We start from the raw sequence: 22,580 nt of genomic DNA on the forward strand, positions 1-22,580 counted from the left end.
CGGGTGCAGGATGTTCGTGTGCGCGATGTCACCCTCGCCCCGGGCACCCTGGAACCGATCGAGACCGCCTCCCGCGACGAGGCGGCCGCGGCCCTGGAGCACGCCGCGAAGGGCTCGATCGGGGTGACGATCCGGGTCGAGGTGGCGCCGGGCGCGGTGGAGCGCTCGGCGGGCAAGTGCGCTGACCCGGCGGCTCAGGTCAGGGGCGCGTCGATGGCGTTGCGGGCGATGGCGTCGCTGTACCAGCGGCCGCTCGCCTTCACCGTGCGCTCCAGCGTCGCGTAGTCGACGTGGATCAGGCCGAAGCGGCGGCTGAAGCCGAACGCCCACTCGAAGTTGTCCAGCAGCGACCACACGAAGTAGCCGCGCAGGTCGACGCCGGCGGTGCTGGCCTCGTGCACCGCGGCCAGGTGGGCGCGCAGGTAGCCGATGCGCTCCGGGTCGTCGACGCCACCGTCGGGTCCGACCCTGTCGTCGTACGCGGCGCCGTTCTCGGTGACGTAGATCGGCAGGTCGCCGTAGTCGTCGCGGATGCGCAGCAGCAGGTCGCGCAGGCCGGTCGGGTCCACCGACCAGCCCATGTGGGTCACCGGGCCGGGCGTGGGGTGGAACTGCACGGCCTGGGCGGTGGGATACGGCGTGGCGTGGTCGAGCCGGCCCTGCGGCGCGGCGCTGACCAGGTCGGGCTGGTAGTAGTTCACGCACACGGCGTCGATCGGCGCGGCGATCACGGCCAGGTCGGCGGGGCGCACGAAGTGCCAGTCGGTCAGGTCGCGGGTGTCCTCGATGGTGTCGGCCGGATATGCGCCGCGCAGGATCGGGTCGAAGAAGATGCGGTTGAGCAGGCCGTCGATGCGGCGCGCGGCGTCGGTGTCGGCCGGGTCGGGGGTCAGCGGGCGCACAGCGCCGGCGTTGAGCGCCACCGAAACCTGCCCGGCGACGCCCGCGGCGCGTAGCGCGGCGACGCCGAGACCGTGCGCGAGCAGCAGATGGTGGGTCGCGGTGAGCGCGCCGACGTGGCCGCGCCGGCCGGGGGCGTGCCCGCCGGTGCCGTACCCGAGGAATGCCGAGCACCACGGCTCGTTGAGCGTGTTCCACAGCGCGACCCGGTCGCCGAGGCGGGCGGCGACGGCCGCGGCGTAGTCGCCGAAGCGCAGCGCGGTCTCGCGGCTGGTCCAGCCGCCGGCGTCCTCGAGCTCCTGGGGGAGGTCCCAGTGGTACAGGGTGGCGACCGGGCGCACCCCCGCGGCGAGCAGCTCGTCGACGAGCCGGTCGTAGAAGTCCAGGCCGGCCTCGTTCACGCCGGCACCGCCGGCCGGGCGGATCCGCGGCCACGCGACCGAGAACCGGTACGCCGACAGGCCGAGCTCCGCCATGAGCCGCACGTCTTCGCGGTAGCGCAGGTAGTGCCCGGTCGACGTGGCGCCCGTGTCGCCGTTGTCGATCCGGCCCGGCTGCGCGGCGAAGGTGTCCCAGATCGACGGGGTGCGGCCGTCGGCGTCCACCGAGCCCTCGATCTGGTAGGCGGCCGTGGCGGCGCCCCACCAGAAGTTCGAGGGGAAGGTCAGCCGGCCCTGCGTGGCCTGGACCGCCGTCGTGCTCACACGTATCACCCCGTGTCGAAGTCGTCACCCTGAGAAAGTCTTGGAGAGCGCTCTCCAAGTTGGCGTGATCAGACTGCGGCGTGCAGTGCCGAGGTGTCAAGGTGCGCGGGGACGCAGGGGCGCAGGGGCGCGAAGCGGAAGTAGGCAGCGCCCGCGAAACGGGCAGGGGGCCGTGGGGTGGGAACCCCACCGATGCTCGAGCGAAGCGAGAGCCGGGCGGGCTCGCAGACTTGACACAGCCGAAAGCGCGGGGCAACACTGCGACCAATCGGAGAGCGCTCTCCAAACCGCCGCCGCGCCTCCTCACACCCCACCAAGGAGCCCCTCGTGCATCCGGCGCACACGCCCGCCCCCGCCTGGCGGAAACTGCTCAGTTCGCGATGGCGCATCGCCCTTGTGGTCGCCGTCGTCGCCGCCGTCGCCGTCGTGGTCGCGCCGTTCGCGCGCGCCGCCGACGGCCTGATCTCGCAAGGTAAACCGGTCACGGCCTCGTCGGCGCAGTCCGACGACCTGGCGCCCAGCTACGTCAACGACGGCAACGACGGGACCCGCTGGAGCAGCCAGTGGAGCGACCCGCAGTGGATCCGCATCGACCTCGGCGCGACCGCCACGATCAGCCAGGTCACGCTGCAGTGGGAGGGCGCCTACGGCAAGGCCTTCCAGATCCAGACCTCGGCCGACGACCAGAACTGGACCGACATCTACAGCACGACGACCGGCACCGGCGGCACGCAGACGCTGAACGTGTCGGGCAGCGGGCGCTACGTGCGCATGTACGGTACCGCCCGCGGCAGCGGGTACGGCTACTCGCTGTACGAGTTCAAGGTCTACGGCTCCTTCGGCGGCAGCGGCAACCCGTCGGCGGGCGCCTGCGGCACGACGAACGCCGCGCAGGGCAAGCCGGCCAGCGCGTCCTCGTCGGAGGGCGCCGGCACCGCCGCGAGCTACGCCTTCGACGGCGACGCGAACACCCGGTGGAGCAGCCAGTTCAGTGACCCGCAGTGGATCCAGGTCGACCTCGGCTCGACCCAGTCGATCTGCCAGGTGGTCCTGCAGTGGGAGGCGGCCTACGCCAAGGCCTTCCAGATCCAGACGTCGATCAACGGCACCAGCTGGACCGACGTGTACTCCACCACCACCGGCACCGGCGGCACGCAGACCATCCCGGTGACCGGCTCGGGCCGCTACGTGCGCATGTACGGCACGGCCCGCCCGGGCGGGTACGGCTACTCGCTGTACGAGTTCAAGGTCTTCACCAGTAGCGGCCCGACGCAGTCGGCCTCGCCCAGCGCGTCGCCGAGCCCGTCGACCTCGACCCCCCCGACGCAGGAGCCGGGCTGGACGACCGTGTGGACCGACACCTTCGACGGCGCCGCGAACACCTCGCCGTCGGCCGCGAACTGGATCATGCGTACCGGCACCCAGTTCCCCGGCGGCGCCGCCAACTGGGGTACCGGCGAGGTGGAGACCGCCAGCAACAGCACCGCCAACGTGTACCTCGACGGCGCCGGCAAGCTGAACATCAAGGCGATCCGCGACGGCGCGGGCAACTGGACCTCGGGCCGCCTGGAGACCCAGCGCACCGACTTCCAGGCCGGCGCGGGCGAGCAGGTCAAGTTCACCGCGCTGATCAAGCAGCCCGACGTCGCGGGCGGCGCCGGCTACTGGCCGGGCTTCCGGGCCACCGGCGCGGCGTACCGCGGCAACTTCAACAACTGGCCCGGCGTCGGCGAGACCGACATCATGACCGACGTCAACGGCCGCAGCCAGCTGGCGCAGACCCTGCACTGCGGCACCGCGCCCGACGGGCCGTGCGGCGAGTACAACGGCCGCAGCTCCGGCCTGGCCAGCTGCACCGGCTGCCAGACCGGCTACCACGAGTACACCCAGGTCATCGACCGGGCCAAGACGGACGAGGAGATCCGCTTCTACCTCGACGGCAAGCAGACGTGGGTCGTGCGGGAGAGCCAGGTCGGCGTGACCGCGTGGAACGCCGCCGTGCACCACGGTTTCTACCTGCGCTTCGACCTGTCCATCGGCGGCTCGCTGCCCAACGCGATCGCCGGCTTCACCACCCCGACGCCGAACACCACCTCCGGCGGCGTGCTCAGCGTCGACTCGGTCACCGTGGCGAAGGCGACCGGCACCGTCCCGCCGGCGATGACCGACCCGGCGACCCCGGCCGGCCCGAACGTGGTCAAGGTGACCGGCAGCCAGGGCAACTGGCAGCTGCAGGTCGACGGCCAGCCGTGGGAGGTCCGCGGCCTGACCTACGGCCCGCCGCAGGGCGCCGCCGACGGGTACATGCGCGACCTGCGCAACATGGGCGTCAACACGGTGCGCACCTGGGGCGTCGACGACGCGCAGACCCCGGAGTTGCTGGGCCGTGCGGCCCAGCAGGGCATGAAGGTGATCGTCGGGCACTGGCTCAACCAGGGTGCGGACTACGTCAACGACACCGCGTACAAGAACAACACCAAGACCGAGATCGTCAACCGGGTCAACGCCCTGAAGAACAACCCGGGCGTGCTCATGTGGGACGTCGGCAACGAGGTCATCCTCACGATGCAGGACCACGGCCTGTCCGCCGCCGAGGTCGAGGCCCGCCGGGTCGCGTACGCCAAGTACGTGGACGAGCTGGCCGTGGCCATCCACGCCGCCGACCCGAACCACCCGGTCACCTCGACCGACGCCTACACCGGCGCGTGGCCCTACTACAAGGCGAACTCGCCGCACCTGGACCTGCTGGCCGTGAACTCCTACGGCGCGATCGGCAACATCAAGCAGGACTGGATCAACGGCGGGTACACCAAGCCGTACGTGGTCACCGAGGGCGGCCCGGCCGGCGAGTGGGAGGTGCCCAACGACGTCAACGGCGTGCCGACCGAGCCGACCGACCTGCAGAAGCGCGACGGTTACACGGCCAGCTGGAACGCCATCAAGTCGCACCCGGGCGTGGCGCTCGGCGCGACGGAGTTCCACTACGGCCTGGAGAACGACTTCGGTGGCGTGTGGCTCAACACCTACGGCGGCGGCTGGCGGCGGCTCGGATACGGGGCGCTGAAGCAGGCGTACACCGGCTCCCCGCTTTCCAACACCGCGCCGCAGATCACCTCGATGACGCTCAGCAACCAGACCGCGGTGCCGGCCGCCAGCCAGTTCACCGTCAACGTCGCCGCGAGCGACCCCGACGGTGACACCATCCGCTACAACCTCATGGCCAGCGACAAGTACATCACCGGCGGCACCGGCCTGCGCAACCTGAACTTCACGCAGAACGGCAGCACGTTCACGGTGACCGCGCCGGAGACGCTCGGCGTGTGGAAGATCTACGTGTACGCGTTCGACGGCCAGGGCAACGTCGGCATCGAGACCCGCTCGTTCAAGGTCGTCGCGCCGTCGATCCCCGGCACGAACATCGCGCTGAACAAGCCGGTGACCGCGTCGAGCTACCAGCCGACCGGCGCCAACGGCCCGCAGCTGCCCAAGTACGCCACCGACGGCGACTACGGCACCCGCTGGGCCAGCGAGTGGGTCGACACCGCGTGGATCACGGTGGACCTCGGCAGCAAGCAGACCTTCAACAAGGTGTTCCTGGCGTGGGAGGCGGCGTACGCCAAGGGCTACCAGATCCAGACGTCCGACGACAACGTCAACTGGACGACGATCTACTCGACCGCGGCCGGCGACGGCGGGTTCGACGACATCAACGTCAACGGCAACGCGCGGTACGTTCGGATGAACGGACAGGTCCGGGCCACCACGTACGGATATTCTCTCTGGGAGTTCGGCGTGTACCGCTAGGCATCGCGGCCGGGAAGCGCTCTCTGGGACTTTTGCCCGGAGAGCGCTTTCCGTCTTCGTGCTATAAAAGCGCGTGATGAGCGAAAAACGGCGACCGACCCTCGAAGACGTTGCTGAGGCCGCGGGCGTGTCCCGGGCCACCGTCTCCCGGGTCATCAACGGCGTGCGCAACGTCGACCCCAAGCTGCACGAGATCGTGTGGCAGGCCGTCGACGCGACCGGCTACGTGCCGAACCGGGCCGCGCGGTCGCTCGTCACGCGCCGCAGCGGTACCGTGGCGCTGGTCGTCTCCGACGCGGTGTCGCACGACGACGACCCGTTCATGCGCCGGTTCTTCGCCGACCCGTTCTTCGGCCGCATCGTCGGCGGGGTGATGAGCGTTCTGCGGCCGAAGGGCATCCAGCTGGCGTTGCAGATCGTCGGCACCCAGCAGGCCCGCACCCGGCTCGTCGGCGACCTCGGCCAGGGCCAGGCCGACGGGGCCGTGGTCCTGTCGCTGCACCCCGACGACACGTTGCCGCAGCAGCTGTGCGACGCCGGCATCGCCGCCGCGCTCGTCGGGCGCCCCGCACAGCCGGTGCCGATCTCGTACGTCGACCTGGCCAACGACGCCGGCGGTGCCCTGGCCGCCGAGCACCTCCTCGGCCGCGGCTGCACCCGGCTCGGCATGATCACCGGGCCGGCGCACGTGCCCGCCTCGCAGGACCGCCTCACCGGCTTCCGGCAGGCCCTGGCCCGCCACGGGCACGCCTGGTTCCCCACCGTGGAGGGCGGCTTCACCTACGAGTCCGGCGAGTCGGCGATGCTCGCGCTGATCTCGCAGCACCCCGGCCTGGAGGGCGTGTTCGTGGCCAACGACCTCATGGCCCAGGGCGCGCTGATGGCCCTGCGCACGCGCGACGTGCGGGTGCCCGACGACATCGCGGTGATCGGCTTCGACGACAGCAGTGCGGCGCTGGACGCGCGGCCGCAGCTGACCACGGTGCGCCACCCGCTCGAGGACATGGCGGCGGAGACGACGCGGCTGGTCCTGGCCCGTATCGACGACCCGTCGCTGCGCGTGGAGTCGGTCATCTTCGATCCGAAGCTGGTGGTACGGCAGTCCGCGTAGCCCGCGGCCGCGGGGTTTCGGGGCCGCGGAGTTTCGGGGCAGCGCGGGTTCGGGGCCGCTGGCATGCTGTGTTCGTGGAAGCCGACATCGCCGTGGACGCCGCCCTGGTTCGCCGGCTGATCCTGGAGCAGCACCCCGATCTCGACGGCCCGCTGTCGCAGGTCGCGATGGGCTGGGACAACGCGATCTACCGCCTCGGCGCCGACCTGGCCGTGCGCCTGCCGCGCCGCCGGGTCGCCGCCGAGCTGGTGTATCGCGAGCAGCACTGGCTGCCGCGGCTGGCCGTGGCGCTGCCGGTGCCGGTCCCGGTGCCCGTGCGGGTGGGCGTGCCCTCGGGGGGCTTCCCGTTCCCGTGGAGCATCACGCCGTGGCTGACCGGCACCGTCGTCGCCGCCTCCCCGGTCGCGCCGCGCGCCGCGTTCGCCGCGCAGCTGGCCGGGTTTCTCGCGGCCCTGCACGTGCCCGCGCCCGCCGCGGCGCCTGCGAACCCGGTGCGCGGCGTGCCGTTGTCCACCCGCGCGGAGGCGATGGCCGAGCGCTTCGCCACCGGGCGCGTGCCCGCCGGCCTGCGGGGGCTGTGGGACGAGCTCGTGGCGGTACCGTTCTGGGCCGGGCCGCCGCTGTGGGTGCACGGCGACCCGCACCCCGGCAACCTGCTCACCGGCCCCGACGGGCGGCTCGCCGCGGTTCTGGACTTCGGTGACCTCACGTCGGGAGACCCGGCCACCGACCTCGCCGCCGCGTGGCTGGTCTTCGACGCCCCGGCGCGGGCGGTGTTCCGCGCGGCGCTGGGCTGCGGCCCGGGCCGTGACGAGGCGACCTGGCAGCGAGCGCGCGGCTGGGCGCTGAACATCGGCGCCGCTCTCGCCGCCGACGCGACGGGGACCCCCGAGATGGCCGCGGTAGCCGAGCACACCCTGCGCGAGGTGCGTCTGGGCTGAGGCGTGGTCATGAGGCTCGGTCATGCGGGAGAGCGCTCTCCCAAGATCTCGCCCGACGGCCCCGCGGGACGTCCTCTCCGCCGTTGACAGGGCTCCGGCCAGGCGGGAGACTGGCGGTGTGGAGAGCGCTCTCCAAAGGGTCGGGTGCCGGCGGAGGGCGCTGTCCAGGGCGGCCAGCGCCCTGGGTCAGTGGGCTTGACCAGGGCTGACTGGGTCGCCCGGCCAGTGGTGCAGGGCCATGGTCGTTCGGGTCGGTCACCAGGCGGGGGCTACCCGGGCGTTCTGGTGTCTCCGGGCGGGGACACAAGCCGCGCCGGCCGGGCGCGGCGACCGGGCCGACTGCCGGGCGCTTCGCATGCGTTGTGGCGGTGACCGGGTTGGGATCCCCGCCACCGGGCGTGGCCGTGCGAGCGGCCGCACCCGTGCCGACCTTGCGGCTGCGGCGGCCGCACCGGGGCTCTGGGCGCCCGGGACCGCCGCAGCCGCAGGCTCCGCGTCCCGTCACCGGAAGGGCTCACACCGCCATGCGACGCCTGCCGAACCCGCTGCTGTCGCTCGCCGCCGTCCTGGCTCGCGTAGTCCTGGCCCTCGCAGTCGTGACCCTCGCCGCCGGCTGCGGTGCGCCCGCCACCGTGCGACACCCCGTGCCGTCCGCCTCCACCTCCGCCTCCGCCGTGGCCGCCGCCGCGGACTTCGGCGGCACCGATCTCGCCTGGGTCGAGCTGATGATCCCGATGGACGAGCAGTTGCTGCCGGTGCTCGATCTGCTGCGGCAGCGGGCGTCCGACCCGGCGCTGGTAGCGCTCGCCGGGGAGCTGCGCGGGGTGTACGACGGGGAGCTGCCCCGGCTGCGCGCCCTCTCCGACCAGGCCGGGCTGCCCAGGGACAACCCGCACAAGGGTCACAGGATGCCGGGCCTCGTCGACGCCGACCGGCTGGCTTCGCTGCGGGCCGGCTCGGGGGCCGACTTCCAGCGGCAGGCCGTGGACTGCCTGCGGGAGCACCTCGACCAGCTGGGCCGGCTCGCGGCCGCCGAGATCACCAACGGCACCAGCCCGGCCGTGAAGGCCCTGGCCCGGCAGGTCGCCGAGACCCGGGGCGGCGCGAGCGCGCGTCTGCCGAAGTGAACGGCCGGCGACCAGGCCGGGCCGGGCCGGTCAGACCTTCGGCACGTCGAAGAGGCTGGGGAACTTCGCGGTCAGCACCATGTCCCCCTTGGTGTGCAGCTTGCCCTTCATCACCAGGATCACCGGGTGCGCGTTGCCGGTCACCACATGCAGGAAGTCGACCGCGCCGATGGTCAGTGTCAGCCTCGGCTCCCTGGTGGGTGCCGGGGACACCCGGCAGACCCCGTTGGAGATGGTCAGCTCGTAGCGGTCGGTGCCGCCGTCCGGCCGGTCGCCGATGACCCAATGAATGACGGCGTCGAGGGAGCTCGCCCGATCCGCCCGGAAGACGTCCGGCATGCGCCGGAACAGTTCGTCGAGGACGGCGCAGCGCCGCTCGCCGGTCATCAGGTTCCGTAGGTCCTCGACTGGGGTCCGTTTGACCAGCCTCGCGAAATCCCCGGGCTCCGTCGCCGCGGGGTTTGCGTCATGTATGGACATGCTCGGCTCCTTCGGTCACTGCCTGCAACGATTGTCCCGGGATCCCTTACCCGCGCCCACTTCCAGCTTGCGGCCGCCGCACAGTGTCAGCGCACGCTCGGACACGGAGCGGCACTTCCCCGGTGCGACGATGAACGCGATCGCGACGAGTGTCCTTTGCGGAGGCATGATGAGCTTCGTTTCCGTTGCCGGACTGCGGGCCGGTGCCCGCGAATGGACCAGCACCGCAGGGCCTGGCATCGTGGCCGTGCCGAACCTCGACGGAGTCCTCAGCACCCACGACGACGACCTGGCCGGCGCCTCGACCGACTTCGGCAACCGTGTCCGCCGCCGGCCGCTGGCGGTGCTGCGTCCGCGCACCGCGGCGGACGTCGCGGCGATCGTGCGGTTCGGCCGCGAATGCGGGGTCCCCGTCGTCGCCCGCGGGTCGGGCCACTCGGTCGAGGGCCAGGCACAGGTCCGCGACGGGATCGTGGTGGACATGGGCTCGCTCGCCGAGATCCACGACAGCGGGCCGGACCGGATCAGTGCCGACGCCGGCGCCCGCTGGAGCGCGGTCGTCGCGGCCACGCTGCCGAAGGGCCTCGCGCCGCCGGTGCTGCCGGACTACCTCGAGCTGTCGGTCGGCGGCACCCTGTCCGTGGGCGGGGTCGGCGGCGCCAGCCATCGGTACGGCAGCCAGGCCGACAACGTCCTGGACCTTGACGTCGTCACGCCGCTCGGTGAGCTGCTCACCTGCTCACCGACCCGCGACGCCGCCCTGTTCGACGCGGTCAGGGCGACCCAGGGCCGGTACGGCATCATCACCCGCGCCACGATGGCGCTGGCGCCGGCGCAGCGCACCGCCCGGCGGCATCTGCTCAGCTATCACGACCTCGGTGCGTTTCTCGCCGACCAGCGGCGGCTGATCGGCGACCGGCGCTTCGACCACGTGCTCGGCCACGCCCGCCCGGGGCCCACCGGATGGACCTACGTCCTGGAGGTCGTGAGCACCTACACCCCGCCCCGGCGTCCCGACGATCGCGCGCTGCTGGCCGACCTCGCCCACGAGCGGGGCAGCGAGGAGAGCGAGACCAGTGGCTACGGGGACTTCCTCGGCCGGCTCGCCCCGTTCGAGGCGCGACTGCGAGCAGTCGGCGCCTGGCAGCATCATCCCCACCCGCGCTGCAACGTCCTGCTGCCCGGCCGGCACGCCCAGGCGGTCATCGCCGGCGAGCTCGGCGGGACGGGGCCGGGGGACATCGGCGACGGCGGCAGCGTCCTCATCAACGCCATCCCCACCGCTCGGCTGCAGGCACCGTACATGCCGAACGTGAACGATCCGGTGACCGTCCTGTTCGGGATGCAGCGCACCGCGCCGCCCGGCGACACCGGCGTCTTGGAGCGGATGCTGCGGGCCAACGCGGCGCTGCGCGCGAGCGCCGTGATCCTGGGCGGTGCCGACTACGCCGGTGCCACGGCCCACCACGACTCGCGATCCGGCGCGGCGCACACGTGCTGATCGGTGCACATCCCGCACGCCGACGGCGGCGACCCGCTCAGCGGGCCGCCGCCGCAACCGGTCAGTGGCCGACCGGGCTCGACTGGGTGACGTGTTCACGGATCGCCTGCCGCCACCGCTCGTAGTTCGGCAGCAGTTCGTCGCCGGAGTCGACGGCGACGCTGTCGGCCAGCGCGTCCGCGGCGGTCGCGGACATCCCGGTCAGGGCGCGCACGGCAGTCTCGGTGTGTTCGGGGCAGTAGCCCGCGTGCATCCGCGCCTTCGCGGCGAACACCGCACCTTGGGCCAGATGCGCCTGGTGCGTGCCGGCGGCCCGGCGCAGCGCCTCGAAGCCCTCGCCGTCGCACCCCCCGGCGAACGCGGAGGCCAGTCCCACGCCGCTCCACAGATCCGGCTGCCGCTCCTGCGCGAAGCCGCGCACGGTCGCCGCGACGTCGTCGACCGCGGCGGCATGGCGGAACCACAGCATCCGGCCAACTCCCTGGTCGAACGCCCGCGGGAAATAGTCGGCCCGGCCCTGCCATGGGTACGGCTTGGGCCGCCGCTGCCCGGTGACCCAGGTGTCCTGGTCGAAGTAGGCCGCGTCGAAGCCGTAACCGTCGACGGCGAGCCAGCTCATCGTCGGGTGATAGCGGGTGTCGGTGAGGTCCGGCAGAACCTTGCGCCACAACGGCCGCGGCAGGCGCGCCATCGCGAAGCCGATCCCGATGTAGGCGAGGAAGAGGTGCGGGCCGCCCGGCCCTTCCAGCAGCGCCCTGGTCCGCTTCCCGGTGCCGGGGCCCATCGCGTCGAGCACCGTGCAGGCCATCGTGGCGCCCTCGTAGGCGAACCCCCGGCGCTCCTGGTCGACCAGGTCGAGGCGGCGTTCGATCTCCCAGGCCGGCGGCCCCTCGATGGTCCACTCGAAGCCACAGACCACCGCCTGCGGGATCGCCTCGAGCCATCTGGTCGTCGCCGACGGCTTGACCGGGAACTTCAGCTTGGTGAATGAGACGTCTTCAAGCGACGGGGCGAGGGCCATGCGGCGCAGCGATCCGAACACCCTTGACATTGAGTCTCCCAATCATCCGGTGTACTGCCCGGCGCGGGTCGCCGCGACGGTTATATCGTCAATCGGCGGCGGAGTGGACACGTCTCTTCGAGTGCGTAAGTGACCGCTCCGGTCCCCGGGTGCGCAGCGGCCGAGACAGGCCGGTCAGCGTGCTGGATGTGGGCACGGCGATGCGCTCGGTCCGTGCCGATGCGGTTCGCTGGGCACGCGGTGCGCGCCCAGCGAACCGCCTGGTGTCACGCCGCCGAGAACTGCCCGGCCTGACGCCCCGGGCCGGCCGGACCGCGGTAGGCCTGGGCGATGTCGAGCCACTGCTCGGCGAGCTCGCCGGCGGCGACGACCGCGAGGTCGTCGCGGTGCCGGCGGCGGGTGACGAGCAGGCAGAAGTCCTCGGCCGGGCCGGTGATCCGTTCGGGCGAGTCGGCCGGGCCGAACTCCCACACCGCCCCGGACGGCGCGGTGATCTCGAACCGGAACGCGACGTCCGGCGTCTGCAGCCCGCGGCTCTGGTAGCCGAAGTCCCAGGTGCGCACCGCGAAGTGCACGACCTGGCCGATGCGGTCGGTCACCCGGCGCCGCACGCCCAGCGCGTCGGCGATGTCCTGGCCGTGGGCGAAGAGCTCCATCATGCCGGCCATGGCCAGCACCATCGCGGGCAGCGGCCGGACCAGCCACGGCACCAGCTGGTCCATCGGCAGCGCCCCGATCGACTTCTCCGCCGCGGCGCGCTCCGCACGCCACCGCCGCAGCAGTTCCGCGGGCGGCTCGACGACGTATTCGGAGAGCGCGGCGGTCACATTCGCGTTGAAGTCGGAGCCGAGCCGGCCGGTCATCGCGATGAACCGGTCCGGGTCCGCGGCCGCCATCCCCGCCATCCGGAACGTGGCGGCCAGGTGGGCGATCTGATGGGCCACGGTCCAACCGACCGCGGGTGTGGGCAGCGCCCACTGCTCGGCGTCCAGGTCGCTGACGAGCCGGTCGACGTCGTTGCCGTCCGCGGTCAGGTTGGAGATCACCTTCGGCTGTTCTGTCATCGGATACCTCCGTGGATAGTCCGGCCTTCAGGCCGGTGAGGAAACGGATCTCCTGCGGAGCAGGGCAGAGAAGGCCGGTTCGCCGCCAAGGCGAATCCGGCGTCTGCCGCCCGTGGTGCGCAAGCGAACAGGTGTGCTAGGTTCGTGCGGCTCGGGCAGCGATCACCAAGCTGGCCGGGCCTACCGCCGGGCTGGCGGGAAGTGACGTCTGTGGAGACGATGTAAGACCGATGGGCGGTACACCGTCCCTCGCCGGTAGTCCGGGTCGGCTGTTGTCGGTGAAGCAGAAAGCTCAACCCGCGAGGGTTGAATCCCCCTGCTTCAGCTGGGGGAGATGTCAACTCTGTGGATGCTCTGCGGGCCCGGGCCGCCGTGCTACCGCGGCGGCAGGGGCACGTGCGCGCCGGCCAGGCCGGTGATCGCGGTCCGCTGCCGGCGGCCCAGCATCGTCACCGCGATGACCAGGCCGACGGCGGCGAAGATGACGCATGCGGCGAACGTGGCACGGAAACCGGCCGTCGCCGCGGCGATCGGGGTGGCGCCGGCCGAGAAGGACACGAGCACGGTCGAGACGATCGCGATGCCGAAGCCGCCGCCGATCTGCTGAGCGGCGGTGTTGATGCCCGACGCCAGGCCGAGCTCGGACTCGGCGACGCCGGCCAGGGCCGCGGCCGACGCCGCGACGGTGCCCAGGCCGAGACCGCAGCCGAAGACGAACAGCGCGACGAACAGGCTGGCGTACGAGCCCCCGCCGGCCACGCTGTACATCAGCAGGGCGCTGCCGGCGCCGATCAGGACGAGGCAGACCGCGGCGACCGGCCGGAAGCCGAACCGGGTGATGAACGACTGCCCGGCGTACGATCCGACGAACGCCATCAACGGCATGATCGACTGTTTGAGGCCGAACTCCAGCGGCGAGTAGCCCAGGACGCCCTGCGTGTACTGGGCGATCGCCAGCGACATGCCGAAGGCGCACATGCCCATGGTCACCATGGCCAGGTTGCCGCCCACCAGGACCCGGGAACCCAGCAGGCGCAACGGCAGCAGCGGCGCGCTGGAACGCAGCTCGATGACCACGAACAGCGCGGCGAGCACGACCGCGGCGCCCGCCGTGGCGAGGGTCTTGGCGTTGAGCCAGCCGACCTCTGGCGCCTGCGCGAGGGTGTACACGATCAGGGCGAGGACCGCGGTGCTGGTGACGGCGCCGGCGAGGTCGTAGTTGCGGCTCTGCCGCAGGTCCCGGCTCTCCCGCAGCACGAGCGGGATGGCGATCAGCATCAGCACCGCCACCGGGACGTTGACGAAGAAGACCCCTTGCCAGCCGAAGCCGCTGGTGAGTCCGCCGCCGACGAGCAGCCCGACGGTGGCGCCGATGCCCGCGATGCCGGCCCACCCGGCCAGCGCCAGGTGTCGTTCCCGGCCCTCGGGGAACATGGCGGTCAGCAGGGACAGGGCGGTCGGGGTCATCAGCGCCGCCGACACCCCGTGCAGCGCCCGCGCCAGGATGAGCACCTCGCCGTTCCAGGCGAAGCCGGAGGCCAGCGATACCAGCAGGAACAGCAGGGTGCCGAGCAGGAACATCTTGCGGCGCCCGAGCAGGTCGGCGGCTCGCCCGCCGAGCAGCAGCAGCCCTCCGAAGGTGACGAGGTTCGCGGTGAGGACCCATTGGGCGGCGCTCTGCGACAGCTGCAGGCGGGTGCTGATGGTGGGGATCGCCAGGATGACGACCTGCGAGTCCAGGATCACCATGAAGTTGGCGGTGCACAGCAGTACCAGCGCCCACCAACGCCGGGGGTCCGGCTGGGCGCTGTGGGCCGGGGTCACGGCGAGTTGCGCTCTGTCCATGGCACTGTCCTTTGCTCGGGACCGAAGTGGATTGCGCGATCGACGAGCAGGGGCCCTTCCGCGGACGGAAGAACCCCTGCCTGTTTCTTGCGGATTGCTGTTGTTGGGTCTGCCTAGCGCTTGGCGCGCAGCACGCGCCGGATGATGTTCGGGCGCATCAGCGCGTCGGGCGGATCGACCAGGCCCGCCGCGCGCAGGAACGCGGTCGTCAGGACGCCGTCGTTGACGGCGGCGGCCTGCAGGCGCGGGATGAACAGGTTGCCCATCCGCGTCTTGAGGGTGCGGCGGCCCTGCACCTCGGGGAAGCCGAGGTCGGCGCCGGCCGACATGTCCCACGGCGCGTCGATGATCTTGGAAAGGTCCCGGAAGAACGCCGCGGGCACCGGCGGGCCGCTGCGCAGGTGCTCACCGAGCATCCGGGCCGCGATCGCGGCGACCGTCATGCCCTGGCCGTAGACGGGGTTGAAGACGCACGCCGCGTCCCCCATGACCAGCAGCCCGTCCGGGAAACGCGCCAGCCGCTCGTAGTGCTGACGCACGCTGGCCGGGAACCGGAACGACATCGGTTCACCCATCGGCTCGGCGTCGCGGACCGCCTTGTAGATCTCCGGCACCGGCAGCGACTGCACGTACGCCAGGAAGCCCTCGATGTCCGTCGGCGGCCGGTCGCCGAGGATGCCGGTCAGCGACACCGAGTAGCGGTCCGGCATCCGGGCGAAGATCGCCCCCCGCCGCATCGCCGGCGTGGCCACCGGGAGCAGGGCGATGTCCCCGCCGATCGGGTCGAACGGCAGCGGCCCCTTGAAGTCGAGCGTGGTGTAGGTCAGGTCCATCTTGACCCGCTCCTCCGGCACCTGCGGGTAGCCGAATTCCTGCAGCCAGCGCGGCGTCCGCGAGCCCCGGCCGGTCGCGTCGACCACGAGGTCGGCGGTGAGCGTCACCTCGTCCTCGCCGCGCCGCTGCACGCGCACACCGGTGATCCGGCTGCGATCCGGCGACGCCACCAGCCCGACGATGTCGGTGTGCTCGCGGAACTCCACGTTGCCCAGGGCCCTGACCCGGCCCCGGATCCGGGCCTCCAGCAGTGGCCGGCCGGCCGCGACGCAGATCAGCCCGGTCTCCGCCTTCTGGATCATCCGGCCGTTGAAGTACCAGCTCAGGCTGGTGCCGAAGTCGCCGACGGGCACCCCGATCGAGACCAGTTCGTCGGTGAAACCCGGGAACAGTTCCTCGAGGATCTGCTGGCCGCGGGCGAGCAGCGCGTGGATGTGGTGACCCTGCGGGATCGCCTGGCGCGGCCCGGCCGGCCCGGAGAGGTCATCACGGTCGATGACCGTCACCTTCCGGTACGCCTGCGCAAGCATCCGGGCCGCGAGTGACCCCGCAATGCTGCCGCCGAGGACCACCGCGTGCTCGCCGTGATGGTTGCCCATTTAGATAGCCTCCTCGAATGTGGCAGAATCAATGTCCCCGGACAGCGTATCGGCGCGCGGTGTCAGATCTTCTCGTAGAATGCTCAGTGCCGGCTACCGCTTCTGCCTGGTAGGACGATGTGGATAGGATACGGCCGTACGGACGCCGCGATTTCCTGTCGAATGTGCGCCACGAGCCCATTCGCATTCTTGCGAAACAGTCGAAGGAATCGTCGAAATGCGTTTGTCGTCCCCTTTCATCAAAGTGAGGACCGTGGCATGATTCCGTTCCGCATCGACGTCGCTCAGGCTGACCTCGACGACCTGCACCGCCGGCTCGAGACCACCCGCTGGCCCGCCGACGTGGCCGGTGACGACTGGAGCCGCGGCGTCCCCCAGGCATACCTGCGGGACCTGGTGGACTACTGGCGGACCAGCTACGACTGGCGCGCCGCGGAGGCCCGGCTCAACGCCTTCCCGCAGTTCACCACCGAGATCTTCGGGACCAACGTGCACTTCCTGCACGTCCGTTCGCCCGAGCCCGACGCCACCCCGATGATCATCACCCACGGCTGGCCCGGCTCGTTCGCCGAGTTCCTCGACATCATCGAGCCGCTCACCGACCCGCGCTCGCACGGCGGTGACCCGGCGACCGCCTTCCACCTGGTCATCCCGACGATCCCCGGCTTCGGCTTCTCCGGTCCGGCCAGCGAACCGGGCTGGAACATGCCCCGGGTCGCCGCCGCGTGGGTGGAGCTCATGCGGAACCTGGGCTACAGCCGCTACGTCGTGCAGGGCGGCGACCTCGGCGCCTGGATCAGCCTGATCATGGCCGGCATGGATCACGAGCACGTCAGCGGCGCCCACCTGAACTTCCTGCCGACGCCGCCCTCCGGCGACCCGGCGGACATGGCCGGCCTCACCGAGGTCGAGATGCGCCGCCTGGGGCTGCTCATGCACTACGTCGACGACCAGTCCGGCTACATGAAGCTCCAGGCGACCAGGCCGCAGACGCTGTCGTACGGGCTGAACGACTCGCCGGTCGGCCAGCTGGCCTGGATCGTGGAGAAGCTGCACGAGTGGAGCGACTCGGCCAAGGTGCCCGAGGACGCGTTCGACCGGGACCGGATCCTCACCAACGTGATGCTCTACTGGCTGACCGGCACGGGCGCCTCGTCCGCGCACTTCTACTTCGACAACGCCGACCTGCTGCCGACCGCGAAGACGCCCCCGCCCCCGGCCCCGCCGCTGCCGGTGCCGCTGGGCGTGGCCGTCTTCCCCCACGACCCGGGCCAGCCGATCCGGCGCTTCGCTGACCGCGCCTTCCCGAACATCGTGCAATGGAGCGAGTTCGACCGGGGCGGCCACTTCGCCGCGATGGAGGAGCCCGACCTGCTGATCGGCGACCTGCGGTCGTTCAACCGCATCCTGCGCGGCTAGCGCGTCCCGCGACACCCGTCGACCCCGGTCTCCTGCGGGAGACCGGGGTCGATGTATTCGGGGCCGATGTGTTCGGTGCGGATGTGCCGAGGCGCGGTCCGGGTCAGGCCGCGACCAGCTCAGCGATCGAGATGAACGAGCCCTGGCGGACCTGGTGCACGCCGCGGACCGCGAGGCCGGCCCGCCCGGCCAGCTCCCGCAGCTGCGCGAGGCCGCGCTCCTTGCCGCCGTAGTAGGCGAGCATCCGCAGGTCCATCGCGGTGTTCGGCGACTCGCCGTCCGCGCCGATCGCCTCGATGACCAGGACGACGCCCTGCGGCCCGGCGGCCTGCGCGCAGCGGCGCAGGATCCGGGTGGCGTGCTCGTCGTCCCAGTCGTGCAGGATCGCGGAGAGCACGTAAGCGTCCGCTCCGCCCGGCAACGGGTCGAAGAAGCTGCCCGTCACCACCTCCGTGCGGCCTGCCAGTCCCAGCTCCCGGAACCGCTGTCGCGCACCCGCCGCCGGGCCGGCCACGTCGACCAGCGTGCCGCGCAGCGCGTCGTGCCGGGCCAGCAGCACGCTCAGCAGCCCGCCGCTGCCGCCGCCGACGTCGACGACGTGCTTGAGCGCAGCCCAGCCGTACGCGCCGGCGATGTCGCTGTTGTCGAGCTCGACATGGTGCTGCATCACCGTGTCGAAGGACGAGGAGAGCGTGGGATCCGCGGCGAGGTCGGCCCAGAACGAGGTGCCGTACCGCACCGGGTAGGCCGGCTCGCCGGTCAGCACACTGTGCGCCAGTTCGACGAAGCTGAGGTCGCCGCGGCCGGTCGCGCCCTCCATGTCCAGCCACTTGCGTCTGCCGCCGGGGTGGTCCTCGCGGAGCTGGTCGCCGAGTTCGGTGGTGGCGTAGTCGCCGTGCTCGTCGCGCCGGAACAGCCCGATGCTCACCAGGTGACGCATCAGCCGGTCCAGGGCGTCCGGGTGCGCGCCGATCTCGGCGGCCATCGCGGCGGCGCTGCGCCGCCCGGCCGCGACGTGGTCGGCCACCCGCAGCGTGGCCGCCACCCGGATCGCCATCGGCGTCGCGAGGTCGGCCATCGCGCGTAGGCCCGGGGTGTTTCGCTTCGGCATCGCGGTCCCTTCGTCCGATCGTTGCTGGGATGGGAGCGGCAGTGCGGTCTCAGCCCGCGTCGCGCTGCGCCGCGACCCGCTCGTGCGCGATCCGGTCGGCGATGTCGGCGCGCAGTGCCTTCTTGTCGATCTTGCCGATGGCGGTGACCGGCAACGACTCCGCGAGCACCAGCCGCTCGGGCAGCTTGAAGACGGCCACGCCCGCGGCCAGCATCGTCGAGCGCATCATGTTCAGATCGATCCGCCCGCCCACCACGTAGAGGCAGATCCGCTCGCCGAGCTCGGCGTCCGGCATGGCCACCGCCGCGGCGAGGCTGGCACCGGACTGATAGGCGAAGTTCTCGATCTCCTCGGCTGAGATCTTCTCCCCGCCGCGGTTGATCACGTCCTTCTGCCGGCCTTCGACCACCAGGTTCCCGTCGGGCCGCCGCCGCACGATGTCGCCGGTGTTGTACCAGCCGTCGTCGTTGAACGCCAGCGCATTGGCCTGCTCGGCCCGGTAGTAGCCGCGGGGGGTGTACGGGCCCCGGGTGAGCAGAATCCCTGCCTCCCCGTCCGGGACCGGCGCGCCCTGCTCGTCGACCAGCATCAGCTCGTCGTCGGGGCAGATCGGCCGGCCCTGGGTGCCGCACACGACCTCGGCGGGATCGCCGGGCCGGGTCAGGCACATCAGGCCTTCGCCCATCCCGTAGCCGTTCTGCAGGCTGCAGCCCAGCACCGGTTTGATGCGGCGGGCCATCTCGTCGGGGATCCGGGAGCCGGACACCTGCACCAGCGCCAGCGAGGCGATGTCCTGGCCCGGGTGTGCGGCACGGTGATCCAGCCAGCGCTGGGCGATCGCGGGCACGAGCGAGGTCATCGTGACCCGTTCGGCCTCGATCACGGCGAACGCGCGCTGCGGTACCGGCGAACGCGTGATCACCACCCGGCCGCCGCAGAACAGGGCACCGAGCGCACCGGTGAACGGGAAACCGTGTCCCAGCGGCAACGCCGTCAGGTAGACGGTGTCGCGATCGACCCCGCAGATCTGCGCGGCCCGCCGGACCATGTAGGAGAAGTCGTTGTGGGTGCGGCCGATCAGCTTGGGCGCGCCGGTACTGCCCCCGGACAGCACGAAGAGCGCCAGGGCGGTGCCCTCGGGCTCCTCACCCGCTGGTTCGGGGTGCTCCGCCGGCCGGCAGAACGCCGCCAGATCGAGGCTGCGCTCGTCCAGCTGGTCCGCGGCCACCAGCACGTGCTCCAGCGTCCGGGACTCGCCGGCGACCTCGTGCGCCAGCGCCTGGTGGTCGAAGCCCTTGACGATGCCCACCGTGACGATCGCCCTGGCCTCGGCGTGCTCGGCGACCTGGGCGATCTCCTGCTTGCGGTGGCCCTGCAGCGTCAGCACCGGCAGCATGCCGGCGCGCAGGCACCCCAGCACCACGACGAAGAACTCCCAGCAGTTCGGCAGCTGGACCAGGATCCGGTCGTCCGGGCGCAGGCCGAGCCGGTGCAACCGGGCGCCGGCGCCGTCCACCCGCGCCATCAGCTCCTGGTAGGTCATCCGCACGTCGCCGTCGACCAAGCAGACCGCCGCCGGGGTGGCCTCGGCGGCGGCGCGTATGTAGCTGAGCAGCGACCGGCCTTCCCAGTAGCCGCGGGCCACGTACCGGGCGGCGAAGTCGGCGGGCCACGCCGTCGTGCCCGTCGCCGTGCTCTGCGGCATCACGTTCCTCCTTGTCCGGTGGTCCTTGTCCGGTGATGCTCGTGGTTCGTCACGGCTTGCGGGCGAGCACCGCACCGTTGGCGCCCGGTGCGCCGAACCGAACGGTGCTGATCTGCTCGAACCCGGCCTTGCGCAGCCAGTCGCTGTACTCGGCGACGGTGTAGTTGCGTCCCCAGGTGCCGACCAGCATGTTCATGCTCATCAACGCGGCGTCCAGCGGCCCGGTCTTCTCGTCGTCGACCAGCAGCTCGCTGATCACCAGCAGGCCACCGGCCGGCAGGGCCCGGAAACACTTCGCGAGCAGCTCGGCGTTGCGGGGCTCGTCCCAGTCGTGCAGGATCATCGACAGCAGGATGGCGTCGTGGCCGCCGGGCAGTTCCGGGTCCGCGAAGAAGTCGCCCCCGTGCACGCCGATCCGTTCGCTCAGCCCCATCTCGTCGATCTTCTCGGCGGTGTGCTCGCAGACGAACGGGAGGTCGAAGACGGTCGCGCGCAGGCCGGGAAAGTGCCGGCAGAGCTCGACGGCGAAGGCCGCGTTGCCTCCGCCGACGTCCAGCAGCGACGTGGTGCCGCGCAGGTCGATCGCGCCGGCCAGCTCCCGGGCCGTCAGGGCGGACAGCGGGTACAGGCCGTCCCAGAAGATCTTCGGCCGGGTGCCGGCCTCGAAGATGCCCTGCTGTTCCTTCGAGGTCACCCGGGCCGGCGCGTTGGCGCGGATGGCGTCGATGACGCGCATCCAGCCGGGATAGACGTACTCGGTGAGCATCCGCACGTACTCGCCGAAATAGTATTGGCCGCCGCGGACCAGGTAGGTCTCGGCGACCGGGGTGTTGACGAAGCGGGCTCCGTCACGGCCGAGCAGGCCGAGGGCGGCGCACGCGGTGAGCAGGATCTCGGCCGGGCGTTCCTCGATGCCGGTCCCGGTGGCGACCTCGGCGACCGTGGCCCCGTGGCGGGCCGACAGGAACGTGAACAGACCCAGCTGCTCGGCCGCGGCCAGCGTCTGCGAGGCCCACAGGCCGGTGGTCAACTGCATGAGCGCATCGGGCGCCGCGGGCAGCGGCGCGGACTGGCTGTCCACTGGCTTCACTCCTCGGGTCGGTCGCCGGCGAAGCCGACATTGACCTGCTCGAACACGATGTGCCTGCCGTTCTCGAAGTGCCGCCGCGGCTCCTCGATGAGGTGGAAGACGGGATGCCGGGCCAGCTCGCCCAGGACGGTGCGCAGCTCCAGCCGGGCCAGGTTGGCACCCATGCAGGCGTGGATGCCGAAGCCGAAGCTGAGGTGCTGGTGGGAGTTGCCGCGGTCGAGGGAGAACTCGTCCGGCTGCGGGAACTTCTCCGGGTCGCGGTTGCCGGCGTCGATCACGACCACCACTCGCGATCCGGCGGGGATGTCCGTGCCGGCGATCGTCACATCCCTGGTGGTGACGCGGGTGAACCGGTCCGTCGGGCACCAGCGCCGCAGCGTCTCGTCGGCCGCGACCGACATCAGCTCCGGCTCGGCCGCGAGCCGCCGCTGCAGATCAGGGTGGTTGCCGAGGTGCCAGAGCATCCTGCTGATGGTGTTCATCGTGGTCTCGTGACCGGCGATGCAGTACGACACGATGATCGAGTGCAGGGTCTCCTCGGGGATCGGCCGACCGTCGATCTCCATGCGCACCAGCCGCGACAGGTACGTGTCGCTGTGGTCCCGGCGCGCGTTGGCCACCTCGGCGGAGAGCAGTTCCTGGAACGCCGGCCAGAACTTCGCCGGGTCCTTCGCGAAGTGCTTCCACATGGTCGCCGTGAGGTCCCGGACCTGGTGCTGGGCCCGCTCCGACAGCCCGATCGCGATCGCCAGCACGCCGATCGCGAGCGGCTTCGCCACCTCCGCGACGATCTCGCCGTGCCCGCGGGCGATCATCGGCGCGATCAGGTCGGCGGCCAGCCGGCTGACCTGCGGCTCCAGGCCGCGCACCTCCTCCGCCAGCAGGGGAGGGGTCATGAGCTGCCGCAGGACGCGATGCTCGGGCGGGTCGTAGTCGATCGGGGAGTGCTTGGGCATCCCCTTGGCCCGCGGGTAGAACACGCCGCTGGCTGAGCTGAAGGTCTCGTGGTCCTTCAGGACCCCGCGGATCAGCGCATAACGCGACACGACCCACATGCCGCCGTGCGCCTCGGTGTAGGTGACACCCGGACCGTCCCGGAGCCGGCCGTTCACGATCTCCGCGACCTCAGGGGTGAAGTCGGGGTCGTGGTAGTCGTACCTACGGGTGAGCCGGTCGATGATTCCGAGCTGCGTTGTCGTCATCTTTCTCCGCTCAACCTGGGGGCAGGGCTGTCCGCGTAGCCGACACCTGACGAGTCTGTCGACGACGCCTGTCCCCGGCATCTCCTGAAATGCCGTCCCGGGGTGGACATGACACGTCGGGA

General features: G+C 71.5%; 17 protein-coding genes. 7 read left to right on the forward strand and 10 right to left on the reverse strand.

What is annotated here, in order from left to right:
* Nucleotides 1–18: 18 nt before the first annotated feature.
* Nucleotides 19–285, forward strand: coding sequence for a hypothetical protein (locus AB0367_RS16105; RefSeq protein WP_366227064.1), 267 nt, complete (start codon nt 19–21; stop codon nt 283–285).
* Here AB0367_RS16105 and AB0367_RS16110 read toward each other — a convergent pair.
* A complete protein-coding gene (locus AB0367_RS16110) occupies nt 195–1,604 on the reverse strand; it encodes a GH1 family beta-glucosidase (protein WP_366227065.1) in 1,410 nt (469 codons plus the stop codon). The genes AB0367_RS16105 and AB0367_RS16110 overlap by 91 nt on opposite strands.
* A 327-nt stretch (nt 1,605–1,931) precedes the next feature.
* Here AB0367_RS16110 and AB0367_RS16115 point away from each other — a divergent pair, with 327 nt between their 5' ends.
* From AB0367_RS16115 to AB0367_RS16130, 4 genes are all read left to right on the forward strand, one after another.
* Nucleotides 1,932–5,408, forward strand: a complete 3,477-nt coding sequence (locus AB0367_RS16115) for a discoidin domain-containing protein (RefSeq protein WP_366227066.1) — start codon at nt 1,932–1,934, stop codon at nt 5,406–5,408.
* Between the two features lie 76 nt (nt 5,409–5,484).
* On the forward strand, nt 5,485–6,519 hold the full coding sequence (locus tag AB0367_RS16120) for a LacI family DNA-binding transcriptional regulator (RefSeq protein WP_366227067.1): 1,035 nt from the start codon (nt 5,485–5,487) through the stop codon (nt 6,517–6,519).
* 74 nt (nt 6,520–6,593) lie between these two features.
* Nucleotides 6,594–7,460 (forward strand): aminoglycoside phosphotransferase family protein, encoded by an 867-nt coding sequence (locus tag AB0367_RS16125; RefSeq protein WP_366227068.1) that lies wholly within the window; start codon nt 6,594–6,596, stop codon nt 7,458–7,460.
* Between the two features lie 524 nt (nt 7,461–7,984).
* The gene (locus AB0367_RS16130; RefSeq protein ID WP_366227069.1) at nt 7,985–8,587 is read left to right on the forward strand and encodes a DUF305 domain-containing protein; all 603 of its coding nucleotides are present in this window, start codon (nt 7,985–7,987) and stop codon (nt 8,585–8,587) included.
* A 30-nt stretch (nt 8,588–8,617) separates the two neighbouring features.
* On the opposite strand, the gene AB0367_RS16135 is transcribed toward AB0367_RS16130, so the two are convergent.
* On the reverse strand, nt 8,618–9,067 hold the full coding sequence (locus AB0367_RS16135; RefSeq protein ID WP_366227070.1) for an SCP2 sterol-binding domain-containing protein: 450 nt from the start codon (nt 9,065–9,067) through the stop codon (nt 8,618–8,620).
* Nucleotides 9,068–9,236: 169 nt separating this feature from the next.
* Between AB0367_RS16135 and AB0367_RS16140 the strand changes: the two genes are divergently transcribed.
* Nucleotides 9,237–10,568: an FAD-binding protein gene (locus AB0367_RS16140; RefSeq protein WP_366227072.1), complete on the forward strand. Its 1,332-nt coding sequence runs from the start codon at nt 9,237–9,239 to the stop codon at nt 10,566–10,568.
* Nucleotides 10,569–10,629: 61 nt separating this feature from the next.
* On the opposite strand, the gene AB0367_RS16145 is transcribed toward AB0367_RS16140, so the two are convergent.
* The 4 genes from AB0367_RS16145 to AB0367_RS16160 form a co-directional block, all read right to left on the reverse strand.
* Nucleotides 10,630–11,619, reverse strand: a complete 990-nt coding sequence (locus tag AB0367_RS16145) for a DUF1702 family protein (protein ID WP_366227073.1) — start codon at nt 11,617–11,619, stop codon at nt 10,630–10,632.
* A 236-nt stretch (nt 11,620–11,855) separates the two neighbouring features.
* Nucleotides 11,856–12,653: a TIGR03084 family metal-binding protein gene (locus AB0367_RS16150; RefSeq protein ID WP_366227074.1), complete on the reverse strand. Its 798-nt coding sequence runs from the start codon at nt 12,651–12,653 to the stop codon at nt 11,856–11,858.
* Between the two features lie 375 nt (nt 12,654–13,028).
* On the reverse strand, nt 13,029–14,498 hold the full coding sequence (locus AB0367_RS16155; protein ID WP_366227075.1) for an MFS transporter: 1,470 nt from the start codon (nt 14,496–14,498) through the stop codon (nt 13,029–13,031).
* Between the two features lie 113 nt (nt 14,499–14,611).
* On the reverse strand, nt 14,612–15,931 hold the full coding sequence (locus tag AB0367_RS16160; protein ID WP_366227076.1) for an FAD-dependent oxidoreductase: 1,320 nt from the start codon (nt 15,929–15,931) through the stop codon (nt 14,612–14,614).
* 258 nt (nt 15,932–16,189) lie between these two features.
* Between AB0367_RS16160 and AB0367_RS16165 the strand changes: the two genes are divergently transcribed.
* A complete protein-coding gene (locus AB0367_RS16165) occupies nt 16,190–17,350 on the forward strand; it encodes an epoxide hydrolase family protein (protein WP_366227077.1) in 1,161 nt (386 codons plus the stop codon).
* A gap of 103 nt (nt 17,351–17,453) precedes the next feature.
* On the opposite strand, the gene AB0367_RS16170 is transcribed toward AB0367_RS16165, so the two are convergent.
* From AB0367_RS16170 to AB0367_RS16185, 4 genes are read right to left on the reverse strand one after another with little or no spacing between them, the layout of a single operon-like run.
* Nucleotides 17,454–18,461, reverse strand: a complete 1,008-nt coding sequence (locus tag AB0367_RS16170) for a methyltransferase (RefSeq protein ID WP_366227078.1) — start codon at nt 18,459–18,461, stop codon at nt 17,454–17,456.
* A gap of 49 nt (nt 18,462–18,510) precedes the next feature.
* Nucleotides 18,511–20,166, reverse strand: coding sequence for an AMP-binding protein (locus AB0367_RS16175; protein WP_366227079.1), 1,656 nt, complete (start codon nt 20,164–20,166; stop codon nt 18,511–18,513).
* A gap of 49 nt (nt 20,167–20,215) precedes the next feature.
* The gene (locus tag AB0367_RS16180) at nt 20,216–21,247 is read right to left on the reverse strand and encodes a methyltransferase (protein ID WP_366227080.1); all 1,032 of its coding nucleotides are present in this window, start codon (nt 21,245–21,247) and stop codon (nt 20,216–20,218) included.
* Between the two features lie 5 nt (nt 21,248–21,252).
* Nucleotides 21,253–22,458, reverse strand: a complete 1,206-nt coding sequence (locus AB0367_RS16185; protein WP_366227081.1) for a cytochrome P450 — start codon at nt 22,456–22,458, stop codon at nt 21,253–21,255.
* Nucleotides 22,459–22,580: the final 122 nt, after the last annotated feature.

The sequence above is a fragment of the Dactylosporangium sp. NPDC051484 genome (assembly GCF_040689395.1).
Lineage (GTDB): Bacteria > Actinomycetota > Actinomycetes > Mycobacteriales > Micromonosporaceae > Dactylosporangium.

What these genes read in the sequence shown, in the direction of transcription:
- AB0367_RS16145 (WP_366227073.1), bottom strand. Translation starts at nt 11,619, where the DNA reads ATGTCAAGGGTGTTCGGATCGCTGCGCCGCATGGCCCTCGCCCCGTCG.
- AB0367_RS16120 (WP_366227067.1), top strand. Translation starts at nt 5,485, where the DNA reads ATGAGCGAAAAACGGCGACCGACCCTCGAAGACGTTGCTGAGGCCGCG.
- AB0367_RS16170 (WP_366227078.1), bottom strand. Translation starts at nt 18,461, where the DNA reads ATGCCGAAGCGAAACACCCCGGGCCTACGCGCGATGGCCGACCTCGCG.
- AB0367_RS16185 (WP_366227081.1), bottom strand. Translation starts at nt 22,458, where the DNA reads ATGACGACAACGCAGCTCGGAATCATCGACCGGCTCACCCGTAGGTAC.
- AB0367_RS16135 (WP_366227070.1), bottom strand. Translation starts at nt 9,067, where the DNA reads ATGTCCATACATGACGCAAACCCCGCGGCGACGGAGCCCGGGGATTTC.
- AB0367_RS16175 (WP_366227079.1), bottom strand. Translation starts at nt 20,166, where the DNA reads ATGCCGCAGAGCACGGCGACGGGCACGACGGCGTGGCCCGCCGACTTC.
- AB0367_RS16160 (WP_366227076.1), bottom strand. Translation starts at nt 15,931, where the DNA reads ATGGGCAACCATCACGGCGAGCACGCGGTGGTCCTCGGCGGCAGCATT.
- AB0367_RS16155 (WP_366227075.1), bottom strand. Translation starts at nt 14,498, where the DNA reads ATGGACAGAGCGCAACTCGCCGTGACCCCGGCCCACAGCGCCCAGCCG.
- AB0367_RS16150 (WP_366227074.1), bottom strand. Translation starts at nt 12,653, where the DNA reads ATGACAGAACAGCCGAAGGTGATCTCCAACCTGACCGCGGACGGCAAC.
- AB0367_RS16165 (WP_366227077.1), top strand. Translation starts at nt 16,190, where the DNA reads ATGATTCCGTTCCGCATCGACGTCGCTCAGGCTGACCTCGACGACCTG.
- AB0367_RS16140 (WP_366227072.1), top strand. Translation starts at nt 9,237, where the DNA reads ATGAGCTTCGTTTCCGTTGCCGGACTGCGGGCCGGTGCCCGCGAATGG.
- AB0367_RS16130 (WP_366227069.1), top strand. Translation starts at nt 7,985, where the DNA reads ATGCGACGCCTGCCGAACCCGCTGCTGTCGCTCGCCGCCGTCCTGGCT.